Origin of the sequence: Kitasatospora sp. NPDC059577, assembly GCF_042735475.1 — a bacterium.
Lineage (GTDB): Bacteria > Actinomycetota > Actinomycetes > Streptomycetales > Streptomycetaceae > Kitasatospora.
The window spans coordinates 151372-166758 of sequence record NZ_JBHWBZ010000004.1 but is presented as its reverse complement, the minus strand read 5'-3'; the positions used below and the strand labels follow the sequence as shown (position 1 = coordinate 166758).

14 protein-coding genes are annotated in these 15387 nt (G+C 72.5%); 7 read left to right on the top strand and 7 right to left on the bottom strand.

Annotated elements, in window-relative coordinates:
* Window positions 1–107: 107 nt before the first annotated feature.
* The 3 genes from ACFV0O_RS06160 to ACFV0O_RS06150 all read right to left on the bottom strand — a co-directional run bounded on the left by ACFV0O_RS06160 (window position 108) and on the right by ACFV0O_RS06150 (window position 2888).
* On the bottom strand, window positions 108–878 hold the full coding sequence (locus ACFV0O_RS06160) for an MBL fold metallo-hydrolase (RefSeq protein ID WP_380336994.1): 771 nt from the start codon (window positions 876–878) through the stop codon (window positions 108–110).
* Between the two features lie 137 nt (window positions 879–1015).
* Window positions 1016–2176: a pyridoxal phosphate-dependent aminotransferase gene (locus ACFV0O_RS06155; protein WP_380336991.1), complete on the bottom strand. Its 1161-nt coding sequence runs from the start codon at window positions 2174–2176 to the stop codon at window positions 1016–1018.
* Window positions 2177–2330: 154 nt separating this feature from the next.
* Window positions 2331–2888: a YbjN domain-containing protein gene (locus ACFV0O_RS06150; RefSeq protein ID WP_380336989.1), complete on the bottom strand. Its 558-nt coding sequence runs from the start codon at window positions 2886–2888 to the stop codon at window positions 2331–2333.
* A 376-nt stretch (window positions 2889–3264) separates the two neighbouring features.
* Here ACFV0O_RS06150 and ACFV0O_RS06145 point away from each other — a divergent pair, with 376 nt between their 5' ends.
* Entirely contained in the window at window positions 3265–3549 is a 285-nt protein-coding gene (locus ACFV0O_RS06145; RefSeq protein WP_360260152.1) for a helix-turn-helix transcriptional regulator, read from the top strand.
* 61 nt (window positions 3550–3610) lie between these two features.
* On the opposite strand, the gene clpB is transcribed toward ACFV0O_RS06145, so the two are convergent.
* Together clpB and ACFV0O_RS06135 are read right to left on the bottom strand one after the other, a co-directional pair.
* Window positions 3611–6217, bottom strand: a complete 2607-nt coding sequence (clpB, locus tag ACFV0O_RS06140; protein WP_380336985.1) for an ATP-dependent chaperone ClpB — start codon at window positions 6215–6217, stop codon at window positions 3611–3613.
* A 104-nt stretch (window positions 6218–6321) separates the two neighbouring features.
* The gene (locus tag ACFV0O_RS06135) at window positions 6322–7257 is read right to left on the bottom strand and encodes a LysR family transcriptional regulator (protein WP_380336983.1); all 936 of its coding nucleotides are present in this window, start codon (window positions 7255–7257) and stop codon (window positions 6322–6324) included.
* A 71-nt stretch (window positions 7258–7328) separates the two neighbouring features.
* Here ACFV0O_RS06135 and ACFV0O_RS06130 point away from each other — a divergent pair, with 71 nt between their 5' ends.
* From ACFV0O_RS06130 to ACFV0O_RS06110, 5 genes are all read left to right on the top strand, one after another.
* Window positions 7329–8441 (top strand): TDT family transporter, encoded by a 1113-nt coding sequence (locus tag ACFV0O_RS06130; protein WP_380336980.1) that lies wholly within the window; start codon window positions 7329–7331, stop codon window positions 8439–8441.
* Window positions 8442–9218: 777 nt separating this feature from the next.
* Entirely contained in the window at window positions 9219–10172 is a 954-nt protein-coding gene (locus tag ACFV0O_RS06125; RefSeq protein WP_360260160.1) for a LuxR C-terminal-related transcriptional regulator, read from the top strand.
* Window positions 10162–11094 carry a LuxR C-terminal-related transcriptional regulator gene (locus ACFV0O_RS06120; RefSeq protein ID WP_380336977.1) on the top strand — a complete coding sequence of 311 codons (933 nt, stop codon included), beginning with the start codon at window positions 10162–10164 and terminating at the stop codon, window positions 11092–11094. Before ACFV0O_RS06125 ends, ACFV0O_RS06120 begins: the two co-directional genes overlap by 11 nt.
* A complete protein-coding gene (locus tag ACFV0O_RS06115) occupies window positions 11087–12067 on the top strand; it encodes a helix-turn-helix domain-containing protein (RefSeq protein ID WP_380336975.1) in 981 nt (326 codons plus the stop codon). Before ACFV0O_RS06120 ends, ACFV0O_RS06115 begins: the two co-directional genes overlap by 8 nt.
* A complete protein-coding gene (locus tag ACFV0O_RS06110) occupies window positions 12060–13031 on the top strand; it encodes a LuxR C-terminal-related transcriptional regulator (RefSeq protein WP_380336974.1) in 972 nt (323 codons plus the stop codon). The genes ACFV0O_RS06115 and ACFV0O_RS06110 overlap by 8 nt, the downstream gene beginning before the upstream one ends.
* Window positions 13032–13038: 7 nt before the next feature.
* On the opposite strand, the gene ACFV0O_RS06105 is transcribed toward ACFV0O_RS06110, so the two are convergent.
* Complete coding sequence (locus ACFV0O_RS06105; protein ID WP_360260169.1) at window positions 13039–13656, bottom strand: hypothetical protein; 618 nt, start codon at window positions 13654–13656, stop codon at window positions 13039–13041.
* 332 nt (window positions 13657–13988) lie between these two features.
* Between ACFV0O_RS06105 and ACFV0O_RS06100 the strand changes: the two genes are divergently transcribed.
* On the top strand, window positions 13989–14147 hold the full coding sequence (locus ACFV0O_RS06100; protein WP_380336972.1) for a hypothetical protein: 159 nt from the start codon (window positions 13989–13991) through the stop codon (window positions 14145–14147).
* 77 nt (window positions 14148–14224) lie between these two features.
* Here ACFV0O_RS06100 and ACFV0O_RS06095 read toward each other — a convergent pair whose 3' ends face one another.
* Window positions 14225–15214, bottom strand: a complete 990-nt coding sequence (locus tag ACFV0O_RS06095; RefSeq protein ID WP_380336970.1) for a hypothetical protein — start codon at window positions 15212–15214, stop codon at window positions 14225–14227.
* Between the last annotated feature and the right edge of the window lie 173 nt (window positions 15215–15387).

Below are 15387 nucleotides of genomic sequence, written 5' to 3'. Positions count from 1 at the left end.
TGCGCACGGCCGCGACCGGCTCGGGGCTCGCCGTCACCCGGCCGACTCCGCGTTCGTACACCCGTGCGCGCGCGAGGAGAACCCTGGCCCGCGGACCCGGGTGCTCCTCAGACCGTGAGTCGTTCCCCCGGCTCGGGCACGCGCAGCGCCTCTCGTACACCAGCCTGCGTGAAGGCCTCCAGCAGCGTCTCCGGGCCCTGGGTGAAGTGTCCCCAGTGCTCGAAGTGGAGGGGTACCACGTGTCGGGCCCCGAGGATGCGAGCGGCCTCGGCGGCCAGGGCGCTGGTCAGCGTGAGGTACGCGCCGGGTATCAGCGGCGTGCTGGCGCCTCCGGCGAACAGCACCGCGACGTCGACCGGGCCGACCCGGTCGGCGATCGTCCGCACCACGTCCAGCGAGGCGTTGTCCCCGCTGACGTAGACCGTGGGCAGACCCTCGCCGGTGAGGACGAATCCGGTGACCTCCCCGACGAGGTGCTCGCTGCCGTCCGGGCCGTGCTGGGCGGGCACCCCGGTCACCCGCAGCGTGCCACCGCCCGGCCGCGGCAGGTCGACGTGCTCGCCGTCGGCCAGCGCCCGGACGGACCCGCCGAGCCGGCCCTCGGCGGCAGAGGTGGAGAGCACCAGCGAAGCGGCGGCGAGGTATTCGCGGCCGGCCCGGTCCAGGTTGTCGGGGTGCTGGTCGTGCGAGAGCAGGACGGCGTCCACCGGGCCGAGGTCCTCGGCGGCCATCGCCGGGCCGGCGGTCTTGGCGAGGACGCGGGCGCCGATCGGATACTCCCCGGGGCCGTCGAACGTCGGATCGGTCAGCAGGCGCAGCCCGCCGATCTCGATCAGCGCGGTGGGCCCGCCCACGTACTGGATGGTCGTCTGAGTCACTGTGCCGCCCCCTTGAGCATGTGAAGATCACTGCGTCGATGGACAAGGCCACGCCGACTCCTGCTATTCCCCCAACTGGCCGGAGCGGCACGGGACTCCGGGCGGGGCGCAGCCCGCTGGTGTGCGGGCCTCGTGTGTCAGAGTCGCTGGAGGCGGGTGACGGCGTCCTCCAAGACGGCGTCCTGCTTGCAGAAGGTGAACCGGACGTGGCTACGACCGGCCTCGGTGTTGTCGTAGAAGACGACGTTGGGGATGGCGACGACCCCGCAGCGCTCGGGCAGGGCGCGGCAGAACTCGATGCCGTCCTTCTCGCCGAGCGGGGTGATGTCGGTGGTGACGAAGTACGTGCCCTGGGGCTCGAAGACGCGGAAGCCTGCGGCCGTGAGGCCGGCCGAGAGCAGGTCGCGCTTGCGCGAGAGGTCGGCGCGCAGGGTGTCGAAGTACGCGTCGGGCAGCCGCAGCGCCTCCGCCACGGCGTACTGGAAGGGGCCGGCGCTCACGTAGGTGAGGTACTGCTTCGCCGTGCGCACGGCCGCGACCAGGGCCGGGGTCGCGGTGACCCAGCCGACCTTCCAGCCGGTGAAGGAGAAGGTCTTGCCGGCCGAGGAGATGGTGACGGTGCGCTCGCGCATGCCGGGCAGGGCCGCGATGGGGTGGTGGGTGGCGCCGAAGACCAGGTGCTCGTAGACCTCGTCGGTGATCACCAGCAGGTCGTGCTCGACGGCGAGGGCGGCGATGCCGGCGAGCTCGTCGGCGGTGAGGACGGTGCCGGTGGGGTTGTGCGGGGTGTTGATCAGCAGCAGCCGGGTGCGCGGGGTGATCAGCGCGCGCAGTTCGTCGAGATCGGGCCGGAAGTCCGGGGCCCGCAGGGTGAGCGGGCGGCGGGTGGCGCCGGCCATCGCGATGCAGGCGGCGTAGGAGTCGTAGAACGGCTCCAGGGCGATCACCTCGTCGCTGGGCTCCAGCAGGGCCAGCAGCGCGGCGGCGATGGCCTCGGTGGCACCGGCGGTGACCAGGACCTCGGTGTCCGGGTCGTAGGTGAGGCCGTGGAAGCGCTGCTGGTGCTCGGCGACGGCGGTGCGCAGCTCGGGGATGCCGGGGCCGGGCGGGTACTGGTTGCCGCGGCCCTCGCGCAGGGCCCGGACGGCGGCCTCGCGGATCTCCTCGGGCCCGTCGGTGTCGGGGAATCCCTGGCCGAGGTTGATCGATCCGGTGGCGGTGGCCAGGGCGGACATCTCGGCGAAGATCGTCGTGCCCATCCCGGTCAGTCGGCGGTTCAGCAGCGGCCTGGTTCCCATGCGAAAGGCTCCTCACGCGTCGTCGTCGCGCCCATCCTGGGACAGCCGGGGGCCGGGGACAAGAACGGCCCGCCACCGGCGTGAGCGCGGCGGCGGGCCGTGCCGGACGGTGTCGGGCCGTGCCGGGGCGTGGCCGGACGGTGCCGGGGCGGGATCAGGCCTCGTCGGTGCCCTCGGGGGCCTCGCCGTCCTCGCCCTCGATCTCGTTCTGCAGGCCCAGGCGCTCGACGATCCACTGCTCGAAGCCGACCGCGGCCTGGGTCCAGTTGGCGGTGGTGGTCACGAAGTAGTCCAGGTTGACGCCGGTGCCGACGATCATCTGGGCCTCGCCGATCAGGCGGACCACGCCGTCCTCGTGGGTGTGGGTGTAGACCTTGGGCCAGAGGGTCTCGCGGTTCCACTCGTCGATCAGGTCGAGGATCTCGCCCTTCTTCTCCAGCGGGTAGGCGCGGTCGTAGAAGGCGCGGACCGCGAAGAGCTCCTTCTGCTCGCCGCGGAACATGTAGTAGACGCGGAAGCCCTCCCAGGGGGCGGTGAGGTCGCCCTCCTCGTCCACGACGTGCTTGAGCTGCATCTGGTCGAGGAGCTGGGTGACCAGGCTCTGGTCCGGGACGACGATCGGCGGCGGGCCGGCCGGCCCCCCGCCCTGGCCGCCGGGCTGGCCGCCCTGGGGCGCGCCGAAGGACGGGATGGACGACGGGTCGATGCTCATGGGGGTCCTCTTCCTCAGTGCACGTGGTGGCCGGCAATGAGAGGCCGCCCTTTCCACCTCCCATCCTGCCTCATCCGGGCCCTCGCTCACAGGGGCAGCCGGGGGCGCGCCGATCTTCCTCCCGGGGCCGTCCGGGGCCGTCCGGGGGTGTCCGGAGGGGCTCGGGCGGACGCCGGTGACGGAGGGTGTCCGGGGTGGGTGCAGGACCGTGGTGCGGGCCGCGCGGGCGGGCTTGAGTGAGCCACGTCACGCGCCCGGCGCGCGGGTTCGGCTGCCGTGCGGGCCGGATGCGGTTAGCGTGCGACGGAACTCACTTCATGCAAAGTCCGTCCTGTACGGGCAAGTTGAGATGTTCTGAGTTGAGGGGGGAGCAAACATGGACGGAACGGTGACGGGGGAGGGTGCATCGCTCGGGGCGTTGCTGCGGACCATCCGGCTGGACCGGGGGATGACGCAGGAGCGGCTGGGTGACGCGACGGGGTTGAGCGTGCGGTCGATCCGCGACCTGGAGCGGGGCGTGTCCTGCCCGCGGGTCTCGACGCTGCGGCTGCTGACCCAGACCTGGAACCTGCCGGAGGCCCAGGTGGCCGAGCTGCACCGGTTGGCACGCAGCTGGCGGGACCGGTCGAGGCGGCGGCAGCGCAGGGGTGCGGCCGACTGAGCGTGACGGCGCGGGCCGTTCCCGACCACCCGGAGTGGTCGGGAACGGCCCGCGTGCGGCACTACTTCTCCAGCGGCCCCCGGCCGCGGACGGTCAGGCGGTCGCCGTCCTCGTCCAGCTCGACCAGGACGGTGTCCCCGTCGTGCACCGCGCCGGACAGGATCGCCCGGGCCAGCTGGTCGCCGATCGCGGACTGCACCAGCCGGCGCAGCGGGCGGGCGCCGTACGCCGGGTCGTAGCCGGTGAGCGCCAGCCAGTCGCGGGCGGCCCCGGAGACGTCCAGGGTGAGCCGCCGCTCGTTCAGCCGCTCGCCGAGGCGGGCGATCTGCAGGTCGACGATCCGGCTCAGCTCGCCGGTGCCCAGCGGGTCGAAGACGACGATGTCGTCCAGCCGGTTGAGGAACTCCGGCTTGAACGCGGACCGGACGGACTCCAGGACCAGCGCCTTCTTCCCGTCCTCCGGGATGTTCGGGTCGACCAGGTACTGGCTGCCCAGGTTGGAGGTGAGGATCAGGATGGCGTTGCGGAAGTCGACCGTGCGGCCCTGGCCGTCGGTGAGCCGCCCGTCGTCCAGCACCTGGAGCAGGACGTCGAAGACCTCCGGGTGCGCCTTCTCCACCTCGTCCAGCAGGACGACGCTGTACGGGCGGCGGCGGACCGCCTCGGTGAGCTGGCCGCCCTCCTCGTAGCCGACGTACCCGGGCGGGGCGCCGACCAGGCGGGACACCGAGTGCTTCTCGCCGTACTCGCTCATGTCGATCCGGACCATCGCCCGCTCGTCGTCGAACAGGAAGTCGGCCAGGGCCTTGGCGAGTTCGGTCTTGCCGACGCCGGTCGGGCCGAGGAAGAGGAAGGAGCCGGTCGGGCGGTCCGGGTCGGCGATGCCGGAGCGGGTGCGGCGCACGGCGTCCGAGACGGCCCGCACGGCCTCCGCCTGGCCGATCAGGCGCTTGCCCAACTCCTCCTCCATGCGCAGGAGTTTGGCGCTCTCGCCCTCCAGCAGACGGCCGGCCGGGATGCCCGTCCAGGAGGCGACCACGTCGGCCACGTCGTCCGGACCGACCTCCTCCTTGACCATCGACTCGGAGGCGTCCTGGCCCGCCGCGCGCTCCTGGGCGTCGGTGAGCTCCGTCTCGGCGGCCGGGATCTCGGCGTACATCAGCTTGGACGCACGCTCGAAGTCGCCGTCGCGCTGGGCGCGTTCGAGGGCGCCGTGCAGGTCGTCGAGCCGTTCCTTGAGCTCGCCGACCCGGTTGAGGCTCTTCTTCTCCTGCTCCCAGCGCGCCGTGAGCACGCTCAACTGCTCGTTCCTGTCGGCGAGGTCGCGCCGCAGCCGGGCCAGCCGGTCGACCGAGGCCGGGTCCGACTCCTTCTCCAGGGCCAGCTCCTCCATCCGCAACCGGTCCACGGCGCGCTGGAGTTCGTCGATCTCGACCGGGGAGGAGTCGATCTCCATCCGCAGCCGGGAGGCCGCCTCGTCGACCAGGTCGATCGCCTTGTCGGGCAGGAAGCGCGAGGTGATGTAGCGGTTGGACAGGGTGGCCGCGGCGACCAGGGCGGCGTCCGAGATCTGCACCTTGTGGTGCGCCTCGTACCGGCCCTTGAGGCCGCGCAGGATGGCGATCGAGTCCTCCACGCTGGGCTCGCCCACCAGTACCTGCTGGAAGCGCCGTTCCAGGGCCGGGTCCTTCTCGATCCGCTCGCGGTACTCGTCGAGCGTGGTCGCGCCGACCATCCGCAGCTCGCCGCGGGCCAGCATCGGCTTGAGCATGTTGCCCGCGTCCATCGCGGAGTCGCCGCCGGCGCCCGCGCCGACCATGGTGTGCAGCTCGTCGATGAAGGTGACGACCCGGCCGTCGGAGGCCTTGATGTCGTTCAGGACGGCCTTCAGCCGCTCCTCGAACTCGCCGCGGAACTTGGCGCCCGCGACCATCGCGCCGAGGTCCAGTGCGACCAGCCGCTTGCCGCGCAGCGACTCCGGTACGTCGCCGGCCACGATGCGCTGGGCCAGGCCCTCGACCACGGCGGTCTTGCCGACGCCGGGCTCGCCGATCAGCACCGGGTTGTTCTTGGTCCGGCGGGAGAGCACCTGGACGACCCGGCGGATCTCCTGGTCCCGGCCGATCACCGGGTCGAGCTTGCCGTCGCGGGCGGCCTGGGTGAGGTCGGTGCCGTACTTCTCCAGCGCCTTGTAGGTGCCCTCCGGGTCCGGTGAGGTGACCCGGCCGCTGCCGCGGACGTCCTTGAACGCGGCGAGCAGCGCCTTGGGCGTGGCGCCCTGCTGCACCAGCAGCTCGGCGACCGGACCGCCCTCGGCGGCCAGGCCGACCATCAGGTGCTCGGTGGAGACGTACTGGTCGTCCAGGTCGTCCGCGCGCTTGCCGGCCTCGGTGAGCACCGCCAGGGTGTCCCGGGCGAGCTGGGGCGCGGCGACCGTCGAGCCCATCGCGCTGGGCAGCCCGGCCGACTGGCGGCGGGCCTCGGCGTCGATCCGGGCGGTGTTCGCCCCGACCGCCTCCAGCAGGGGCCGGGCGATGCCCTCGGGCTGCTCCAGCAGGGCGATCAGGATGTGCACCGGCTTGACGTCCGGGTTGCCGGACGCGCCCGCCTGCCGGATCGCGGCGGACAGGGCGTCCTGCGTCTTGGTGGTGAACTTGCTGGCGTCCACTGCTGGGGGGTCCTCCCTCGTCGTCCTTCGCTGCTGCCATCCGCAGCATGCAATAAGTTGAGTCTACTCCGCTCAACCTTTTCTCGGGCCCAATCCTTCCGGACTCAGGGGCGACTTCCGGCTGAACGCCTGGGGGCGGGCCGCCGGGTCAGCACCAGCAGCTCCCGGGCGGGCCCACCCGGCCGCTGCCCGGCGGGCCACACCGCCCGCAGCGGCCGCCGCAGGTCCAGGTCCTCCGTCAGCGGCACCTCGACCAGCCGCCGGGTCGCCAGCTCCTCCACCACCGCCAGCTCGCTCAGGCAGACCGGCCCGGCCCCGGTCATCGCCGCCGCCTTCAGCGCGGTGGACGAGGCCAGTTCGAGGCGCGGTTGCGCGGCGCCCCCGAACGGCCGCAGCGCCGTCTCCAGCACCTCCCGGGTGCCCGAGCCGGGCTCGCGCAGCACCAGCGGGGTGGCCGCCAGTTCCGGCCCGGTCAGCGGGGTGCGGCGGCGCGCCCACGGGTGGCCGGGCGCCACCACGACCACCAGCCGGTCGGCGGCCACCACCGCGCCGGCCAGCCCGGGCGGGGTGGCCGGGCCCTCGACGAAGCCGAGGTCGGCGTGCCCGGCCAGGACGTGCCCGGCGACCTCCGCCGAGTTGGCGGTCCGCAGCGTCACCGCGGTGCCCGGACTGGCCTCGGAGAGCCCCAGCAGCCAGCCCGGCATCAGGTACTCGGCGACCGTCAGGCTGGCCACCACCCGCAGCTTGGCGTCCCGGCGCTCGCGCAGCGCGTCGATCCCGGCGTCCAGCGCCTGTGCGGCCTCCACCACGTGCCGGGCCCACTCCACCACCAGCCGGCCCGCCTCGGTCGGCCGGCTGCCCCGGGGCGAGCGGTCCAGCAGTGGGACGCCGATCTGCCGCTCCATGCCCTTGATCCGGGCGCTGGCGGTCGGCTGGCTGACGCCCAGCTCGGCCGCCGCCCGTCCGACGCTGCCCAGCCGGGCCACGGCGAGCAGCAGTTCCAGGGCGCCGAGTTCGGGGACACGCGGAGAGAGGGCCATAGATCCAGGCTATGTCCCCATAGGATCCTCGGCGCTACCGGCGGCCGCCCTTCGGGTCGATGGTGGGAAGCATGTCCACCTTGGCCGAATCCCGCCCCCTCACCCGCCCCGCCGCCCGCCGCTCCCGGTACGACCTCTCCCAGCTCGGCCCCAACTGGTACGCCGCCGTGATGGGCACCGCGATCATCGGCAACGGCGCCGCCGCCCTGCCCGTCCGGCTGCCCGGGCTGATCGGCTTCGGCGAGGTGATGTGGGCGCTCGGCCTGGCCGCCCTGCTGGTGCTGGGCACGGCCCGGCTGGTCCACCTCACCCGTCACCGCGGGGCCGCCCGCGCCCACCTGCTGGAGCAGCCGGCCGTCGCCGTCTTCTACGGCTGCCCGCCGATGGCGCTGCTCGCGGTCGGCCTCGGGACCCTCCTGCTCGGCTCCCGGGTCATCGGCACCGGCCCGGCGGTCGCCGTGGACGCCGTGCTGTGGGGCGTCGGCACCCTGTACGCGCTGGCCGTCGCCGGCGGCATCCCGTACCTGATGATCACCCGGCACCGGCTCTCCGCCCTGGAGGCCAACCCCACCTGGCTGCTGCCGGTGGTCGCCCCGCTGGTCGCCTCCGCCTGCGGCCCGGCGCTGGTCCCGCACCTGCCGGCCGGGACGGCCCGGCAGGCCATGCTGTACGCCTGCTGCGCACTGTTCGGGATCGGGCTGTCGGCCACCCTGGTGCTGCTGCCGGTGGTCTTCACCGGGCTGTTCCACAGCAAGCTGCCCGCCTTGGTGCTCACCCCCTCGCTGTTCCTGGTGCTCGGCCCGCTCGGCCAGTCCGTCACCGCCGTCCACCAGCTGGCCGACGCCGCCCGCCCGGTGCTGCCCGCGCTGGCACCCGCCATGCTCGACCTCGCCGAGCTGTACGGCGTCGCGGTGATGGGCGTCGCCGTGCTGTGGCTGGCCGTCGCGCTCGCCGCCAACCTGCGCGCCCGCCGGGCCGGGATGCCCTTCGCGATGACCTGGTGGGCGTACACCTTCCCGATCGGCACCTGCGTCACCGGCGCCTCCGCGCTCTCCCGGCACACCGGCTTCGGGGGCTTCACCGCGCTGGCCGCCGGGCTGTTCCTGCTGCTGGCGGTCGCCTGGGCGCTCGCGGCGGGCGGTACCGCGGCGGGCCTGGCGCGCGGGCGGCTGCTGGCGCGCTGAGCCGGGGGCGGGCGGGGGCCGCCGCGGGCGTCCCGCGGGCGCGTCCGGGAGGCGGATTGTCACCGCGCGTAGACGTGCAGCTCAGGACCATGCCGCCGTTGCAGGAACGCGCACCCGTGAAATGACCGTGCACAGCCAACCGGCGGTACCGCCGGGCGGCGCGACCACCCCCCGCTGGCCTCGGCCTTTACCGGAATCCGCGCCGCCGCACGAGACCCCGGCCCCGCCGATCGGTGCAGGTAACTGCAATTGCGCGAACATGCACTCGGGCTGCACTTGTTCACCGGCCGTCACACTGTGAGGGTGGAGACACGCCAAGTCGCCCGGGCAACCGCAGCCCGAAGGTGGCGACTTGCTCTTCGGAACTGACCGTCGGCGCACCATTCCCGCGCCGGTGGAACGGGGGGGAAGAGCGCCGGCCGGGGACCATGTGTGGTGATGGCCCCCGGGACCGGAGCCGTCGAGGCGTTGCTGCTCCGCCTCGACGGAAGCGCCGTGGCATTGGCGTGCAGACGGCGGCCCCCGGACGTCCCGGTGTGCGACGGCACCCGGGCCCGGGGGCCCGCCGTCCCAGCGGTCCCGCGACCGCCGAACCGCATGATCACGCCGTACCGGCCACCCGGTACCGTGAGCCCGCCCGGCAACCGGCACCCACGGCTCGTGCGGCGGGGGAGCGCGGCCCGCACAGAACGCGGGCAGCACCAGGGGAGAGGCGTCCGGCAGGGAGAGTGCGACGTGACGGCGGAACGGGCGGTCGCACCGCACCAGGCAGGACCCGTGGGCGAGGAACCCGACGAGGCCGCCCGACAGCTGTACCTGGCGATCATCGCCGCAGGCGGCCGCATCCCCTGCGCCGGCGTCACCGACACCGACCGGGCCGCCCTCCAGCAGCTCATCGACATCGGCCTGCTGATGGTCAACCCGATGGACCGCTGCTACACCGCCGTCAGCCCGCGCTCCGTCAGCGACCGCCTCGGCTCCGAACTCCGCAGCGAAGCCACCCGGCTGCTGGTCCGCGCCGAGAACCTCCCCGGCGCCCTCGACGGCCTCACCCGCGCCTACGACGCCATGCCCCGGCCCTCCGGCCGGGCCGGCGGCGCCGTCCACGTCGAGGGACACGTCCACATCCGCCAGCGGATCTCCCAACTGGTCTCCGACTGCCGCTCCGAGGTCCTCACCGCCCAACCCGGCCACCGCCCCGCCGACACCCTGCAGGTCGCCCTCCTCCAGGACGTCCAGCTCCTCCAGCGCGGCTGCTCGCTGCGCACCATCTACCAGCCGGTCGCCCTCGCCGAACCGCCCGCCCTCGCCTACGCCGAGGAAGTCACCCGGCACGGCTCCCTCATCCGCGTCCTCGACGAACCCTTCCAGCGGCTCATCGTCTTCGACCGCACCGTCGCCGTGATCTCCGCCAGCGACGACAACAGCACCGCCGCCTTCATCAGCGACCCGGCCACCATCACCTTCCTGATCGGCACCTTCGAACGCGACTGGGCCCGCGCCGACACCGCCGAAGCCGCCGCCGCCCTCGGCCAGGGCCCCACCCGCACCATCCCCGACCGCGTCGGCCGGCTGCTCGCCCGCGGCCTCACCCAGCGTGCCGTCGCCACCCGCCTCGGCCTCAGCGAACGCACCGTCGCCGCCCACATCTCCCGGCTGCGCGACCGCCACGGCGCCCAGACCCTCTTCCAGCTCGGCTGGCTCATGAGAGGAGCCCGCGATGACCGATGAACCCGGCCAGGCCGAACGCGCCCTCTACCTCGCCGTCGTCCGCGGCGGCGGCCGGCTGTGCCCCGAACACCTCGCCCCCGCCGACCGCCCCGCCTTCGCCGCCCTCGTCGCCCGCGGCCTCCTCACCACCACACCCACCGGCTGGACCGCCGCCAGCCCGCGCGCCCTCGGCGACCGCCTCGGCTCCGAACTGCGCAGCCGCGCCACCCGCCTGCTCCAGCACGCCGAACGGCTCCCCGACGCCCTCGCCCCGCTCGCCCTCGCCTACGACGCCGTGCGCCGCCCGCACGGACCGGACGGCGACGCCGTCCACCTCGACGGCAACGCCGACATCCGCCAGCACATCTCCGAACTCGTCTCGGAGTGCCAGGAGGAAGTCCTCGCCGCCCAACCCGGCCCCCGCCCGGTCGACGGCCTCCGGATGGCCCTCGCGCAGGACCTCTCCCTGCTCCGCCGCGGCTGCTCCCTGCGCACCCTCTACCAGCCCGCCGCCCTCGTCGACCACACCGTCCAGCGCCAGGTCGCCCTCCGCACCCGGCAGGGCGCCCGGGTCCGACTGCTCGCCGAACCGTACGAACGGCTGCTCGTCTTCGACCGCAAGGCCGCCGTCATCCCCGCCGCCGAGGACCGCAGCCGCGCCACCGTCCTCACCGACCCCGCCGTCGTGGCCCACCTCGTCGCCCACTTCGAACGCGACTGGGCCCGCGCCACCCCCGCCGACCACCACCTCGACCCCCCGCACCCCACCACCGTCCGCGTCGGCCGGCTGCTCGCCCGCGGCCTCACCCAGCGTGCCGTCGCCACCCGCCTCGGCCTCAGCGAACGCACCGTCGCCGCCCACATCTCCCGGCTGCGCGACCGCCACGGCGCCCGCACCCTCTTCCACCTCGGCTGGCGCCTGCGCGGAGAACGCCGTGACTGACACCACCTCCACGCTGCTCTCCGCCGCCCTCCCGGACCCCGCCGCCCGCGCCCTCTACCTCGCCGTCCTCCGCGAGGGCGGCCGCGTCCGCGCCGCCGAGGTCGGCCCGGACGACGGCCCCGCGCTCCGACGGCTGGTGGAACTCGGGCTTCTGGTACCGCAGTTGCAGGACGCCGCCTACAGCGCCGTCGACCCCAGGGGTGCCACCGAGCGGATCGGCACCGCGATCCGACTGCAGAGCGCCCGCCTGCTCACCGAGGCCGAGCGGCTTCCCGACCTGCTGGGCGAACTCACCCGCGCCTACGACGCGACCCCGAAGCGGCGGCGCGCGGCGACCGGCGCGCGTTACCTCACTGCGAAGGAGGACCTCCGGCACGAACTGGAGCAGCTGGCAAAGGAGTTCCCCAACGAGACCATGACCGCCCAGCCCGGCGGTCCCCGCCCTGCCGAGCTGCTGCCCGACTCCCTCGACCGTGCTCGCCGTGTCCACGAACGCGGTGGAACCGTGCGGACCCTGTACGAGTCCTCGGCCAAACTCGACCCGGCAACCGTCCGGTTCGCCGCCGAGGTCACCCGACTCGGCTGCACCACCCGGCTCGTCGACGTGCCCTTCCAACGCTTCCTGGTCTTCGACCGCACCGTCGCCGTCATCCCCGCCGCCGCCGACTACACCAGTGCCGCCGTGGTCGACGACCCGGCGATGGTGGCCTTCGTCGTCGACACCTTCGAACAGCTCTGGCAGCAGGCCGAAGGCGTCAACTGGTCCGCTCTCGCCGACGGTTCCGCCGCGTCGACGGCCCACGAGCAGGTGGCCCGCCTGCTCGCCCGCGGCCTCACCCAGCGCGCCGTCGCCACCCGCCTCGGCCTGAGCGAGCGCACGGTGGCCGGTCACATCGCCCGGCTGCGTGAGCAGTACGACGCGGAGACGCTGTTCCAACTGGGCTGGCAGATGAGGGGTGAGCGCGATGTCTGAGCCCGACCTGCCCGACGCCGCCGCCCGGGAGCTGTACCGTGCGGTGCTCGGAGAGGGCGGCCGCATCCGGATCGCCGACATCGCGGCGGAGGACGAGGGGTCGGTCCGAGCACTGCTGGACCTGGGCCTGCTCAAGCCCTACGTCTCCGACGGCTCGTTCAGCGCGGTCGACCCGCGTTCGGTGACAGCCCGGATAGGCACCGACCTGCGCTCGGCCGGTACCCGCCTGTTCATGCGGGCCGAGGAACTGCCGGACCTGTTCGGCGACCTCACCGCCGCCTACGACTCGGCGCCCCGACGCCCCGGCGGCTCCGGGAGCACCCGGATCATCGAGGGCATGGAGAACATCCGGCACCAGATCGCCCAGCTGACCGAGGAACTCCGCCACGAGGCGCTCGCCGCCCACCCGGGCGGGGCCCGCCCGGCGGACGCCGCCGACGACACCGTGGACCACGTCCGCCGCTTCCTGGCGATGGGCGGCTCGATCCGCAGTCTGTACGAGTCCGGGGCCCGGCTCGACGCCCCGACAGTCCGACTGGCTGCCCGGCTCACTGAGCTCGGCTGCCACCTCCGGGTGACGCCGTTCTCGTTCTCCCGCGTGATGATCTTCGACCGCGCCGTCGCCGTGGTGCCCACCGCATCGGACCACGCCAGCGCGGCGGTCATCGAGGACCCGGCCGTGGTCGACTTCCTGGTTCGCGACTTCGAACTGCACTGGAAGGAGGCCGAGGGCGTCAACTGGGCTTCCCTGGCGTCTGGTTCGATCGAGCCGACCGTTCACGAGCAGGTGGGCCGTCTGCTGGCCCGGGGCCTCACGCAGCGGGCGATCGCCAGTCGGATGGGGCTGAGCGAGCGGACGGTCGCCGGTCACATCGCCCGGCTGCGTGAGCAGTACGACGCGGAGACGCTGTTCCAACTGGGCTGGCAGATGCGGGGAGCCCGGACGGGGGAGTCCGGTGGGTGAGCTCTGCTCAGCCGGTGGCGGCGCCGGTCGGCCAGTAGCCGGGGACCGGGGGCTGCTGCCGGGGGACGGTGAACTGCTCGCCGGGGGCGGTCCAGAAGCCCTCGCGCAGGGAGAGGGCCATGCCGGCCCAGTCCAGCGCGGTCTCCACCGTGTGGTTGAGGGCCTCCTGCGACCAGGTGTCGTCGAAGACGAGCGGCAGGACGGGGGCGACCTGCTCGATGGTGGCGATCAGCGGGTTGTGGGTGATGGCCTCGTCGACCAGGAGGACGATCGGCTTCCGCAGCGCAGACGCCCAGCCCAGCTCCAGGCTCACGCCGGCCGAGAGCGGCGCTCCCACGTAGGCGAACACGAGGTCCGCGGACTGCAGGGCGCGGAAGTCGGACGGAACACGGGGCTCCGGCGCGCGGCCGGAGATGGTCCAGGCGTCACTGTGGTGCGCGCTGTACACGGCGGCACCGCTGCGGAGCAGGGTGGTGCGGAGCGTCGTCAGCCGCGTCCGGCTGGCGAGCGTCACCACACTGTCGGCCGGGCCGGTCAGCCGCATCAGCGGCGCGGCCAGGAACACACGTGCACGCCGGCCCTCAGGGGCCTGGCTGTCGTGGTGACGCAGGTAGGGCTCGGTCATGTCGACTCCGGGGAAAGGCCGACCGGGAGAGTGAGCGTCGGCGATGCGTTGGATGTGGGCTGCTCTGTGGGGTGGTGCTGCTGGTGAAGCACTTAGTATTTGACGGTACATTGGCAAGGTGTGGTGTCTTGCCGGACCATTGGGAGCGAACTGATCGTCCATCGCAGGGCAGCGCCGCGTCCAGGGTTGGCCAGTGTCATCTGGATGCCTGGCAGGGAGATGACGCACAGCCCGTAACCCGGGGGTGACAACCTCCCCCTCGCGCGTTACTGGGTGAGCCGTTATCCTGTTCGACGCTTCTAGTGGAGATTCTCGACAGAGAGAGTGGGGGCGTGACCGACATGCGCCGGTTTGTCTGCAAGGTCGTACTTTCGTTGGCCGTTGCCGCGGCTGTGCTCGGCGCCGGCTCTCTCGCGGATGCTGTCGACTCGCACGGCGCGATCGACACCCGGGCCGCCGTGACCGTTGCGGACGATATCTCTTGGCAGTGAACTCGGCCGTGTGAACGTCCGTCCCCTGTCGGGGTTTTGAATATCCCGTCGACCTGTCGCGCGAATGGGCACGTCGATCAGTCGGTGGATTCGTGCGCCTTTCGGCCGAGGACGTAGCCGAGCTGGAACAGCGAGTCGACTTTATAGTCGTCTCGCATTTCGGCTATGTGTCTTGCAAGCGTTCGCTCGCTGATCCCCAGGCGCCTTGCGATGACCCGGTGATTGGTGCCTTCGAGCATCTGGTCGATGATGGTCTGACGCAGGCGTGACACCACTTGCTGCGGCACCGTGCGGGCGCCCTCGAATTCCAGGGCCCGGCTCCAGCACCGTTCGAACACCTCTTCTGCGAGGTAGTTGACGACTGCCGGGTCATATATGAACGCCGCGAGGCTCATGTCGTCGGCGATCGGGATCACGGCGACGCGTCGATTCATCACTATGAGCCGCGTATAGGGCTCGTCAAGGGTTCGGTACTGGCCGCCGGCCCGGGCGAGCGTGGCCACGTAGTCCCTGGTCGGCTGATGGTATCGAGTGCTGGCATGGTAGATGGTCCGCATCTGCGTGCCGCTGCGGAGCGTTTCCAGGTCCTGTTCGATCATCCCGGCGAGAAGGTCCGGTTGCCGGGGACCGCCCGGCTGGAGCGCCAGGGCCTCCTCCAGACCGGAGTCCCTGAACTGTTCCAGCCGCTGACGAATAAGCGCCTTCCCCTGCACGTACTCGATCGACCCTCCGCGGTGCTTCGGGGTATGGAATTCCCGTGCGAGTTCCTGCAGTTCGGAGGGGAGGGATACCGCGCGCGACAGGAGTTCCAATGCCTGGCGCTGCCATGAATGACTGAGGCTGGTCGAGAGCTGCGTGGGGTCGGCGGCTATGAAAATGGTCGGATCATCGCTGTCGGGTACGAGAAGGCCAATCCGCACCAGCTCGTCGCGCGCGGAACCATTTCGATCGACATTGGATCCCAACGGCAGCCTGCCGTCTCCCCGGATGACGGTCAGATACAGCTCTCGTGCTTCTGCCGAGACGACGGTCAAGCCAGCGGCAAGGGGCTGCTCTCGTTCACTCATCCGCGACTCCCTGCCGTTGCCGTGATACCTGCGTCCTGTCAGCACTGACGCTGAATCGAGTTCAGCATGCCAGATCCTGTGCGTCCTCCGGAGAGGGAATGTGACCGCACTCTCTCACCAAGACCGAGCCGCCGGCACCCCCCGAACAGGAGGGGGCCGGCGGCGGTGTCCGT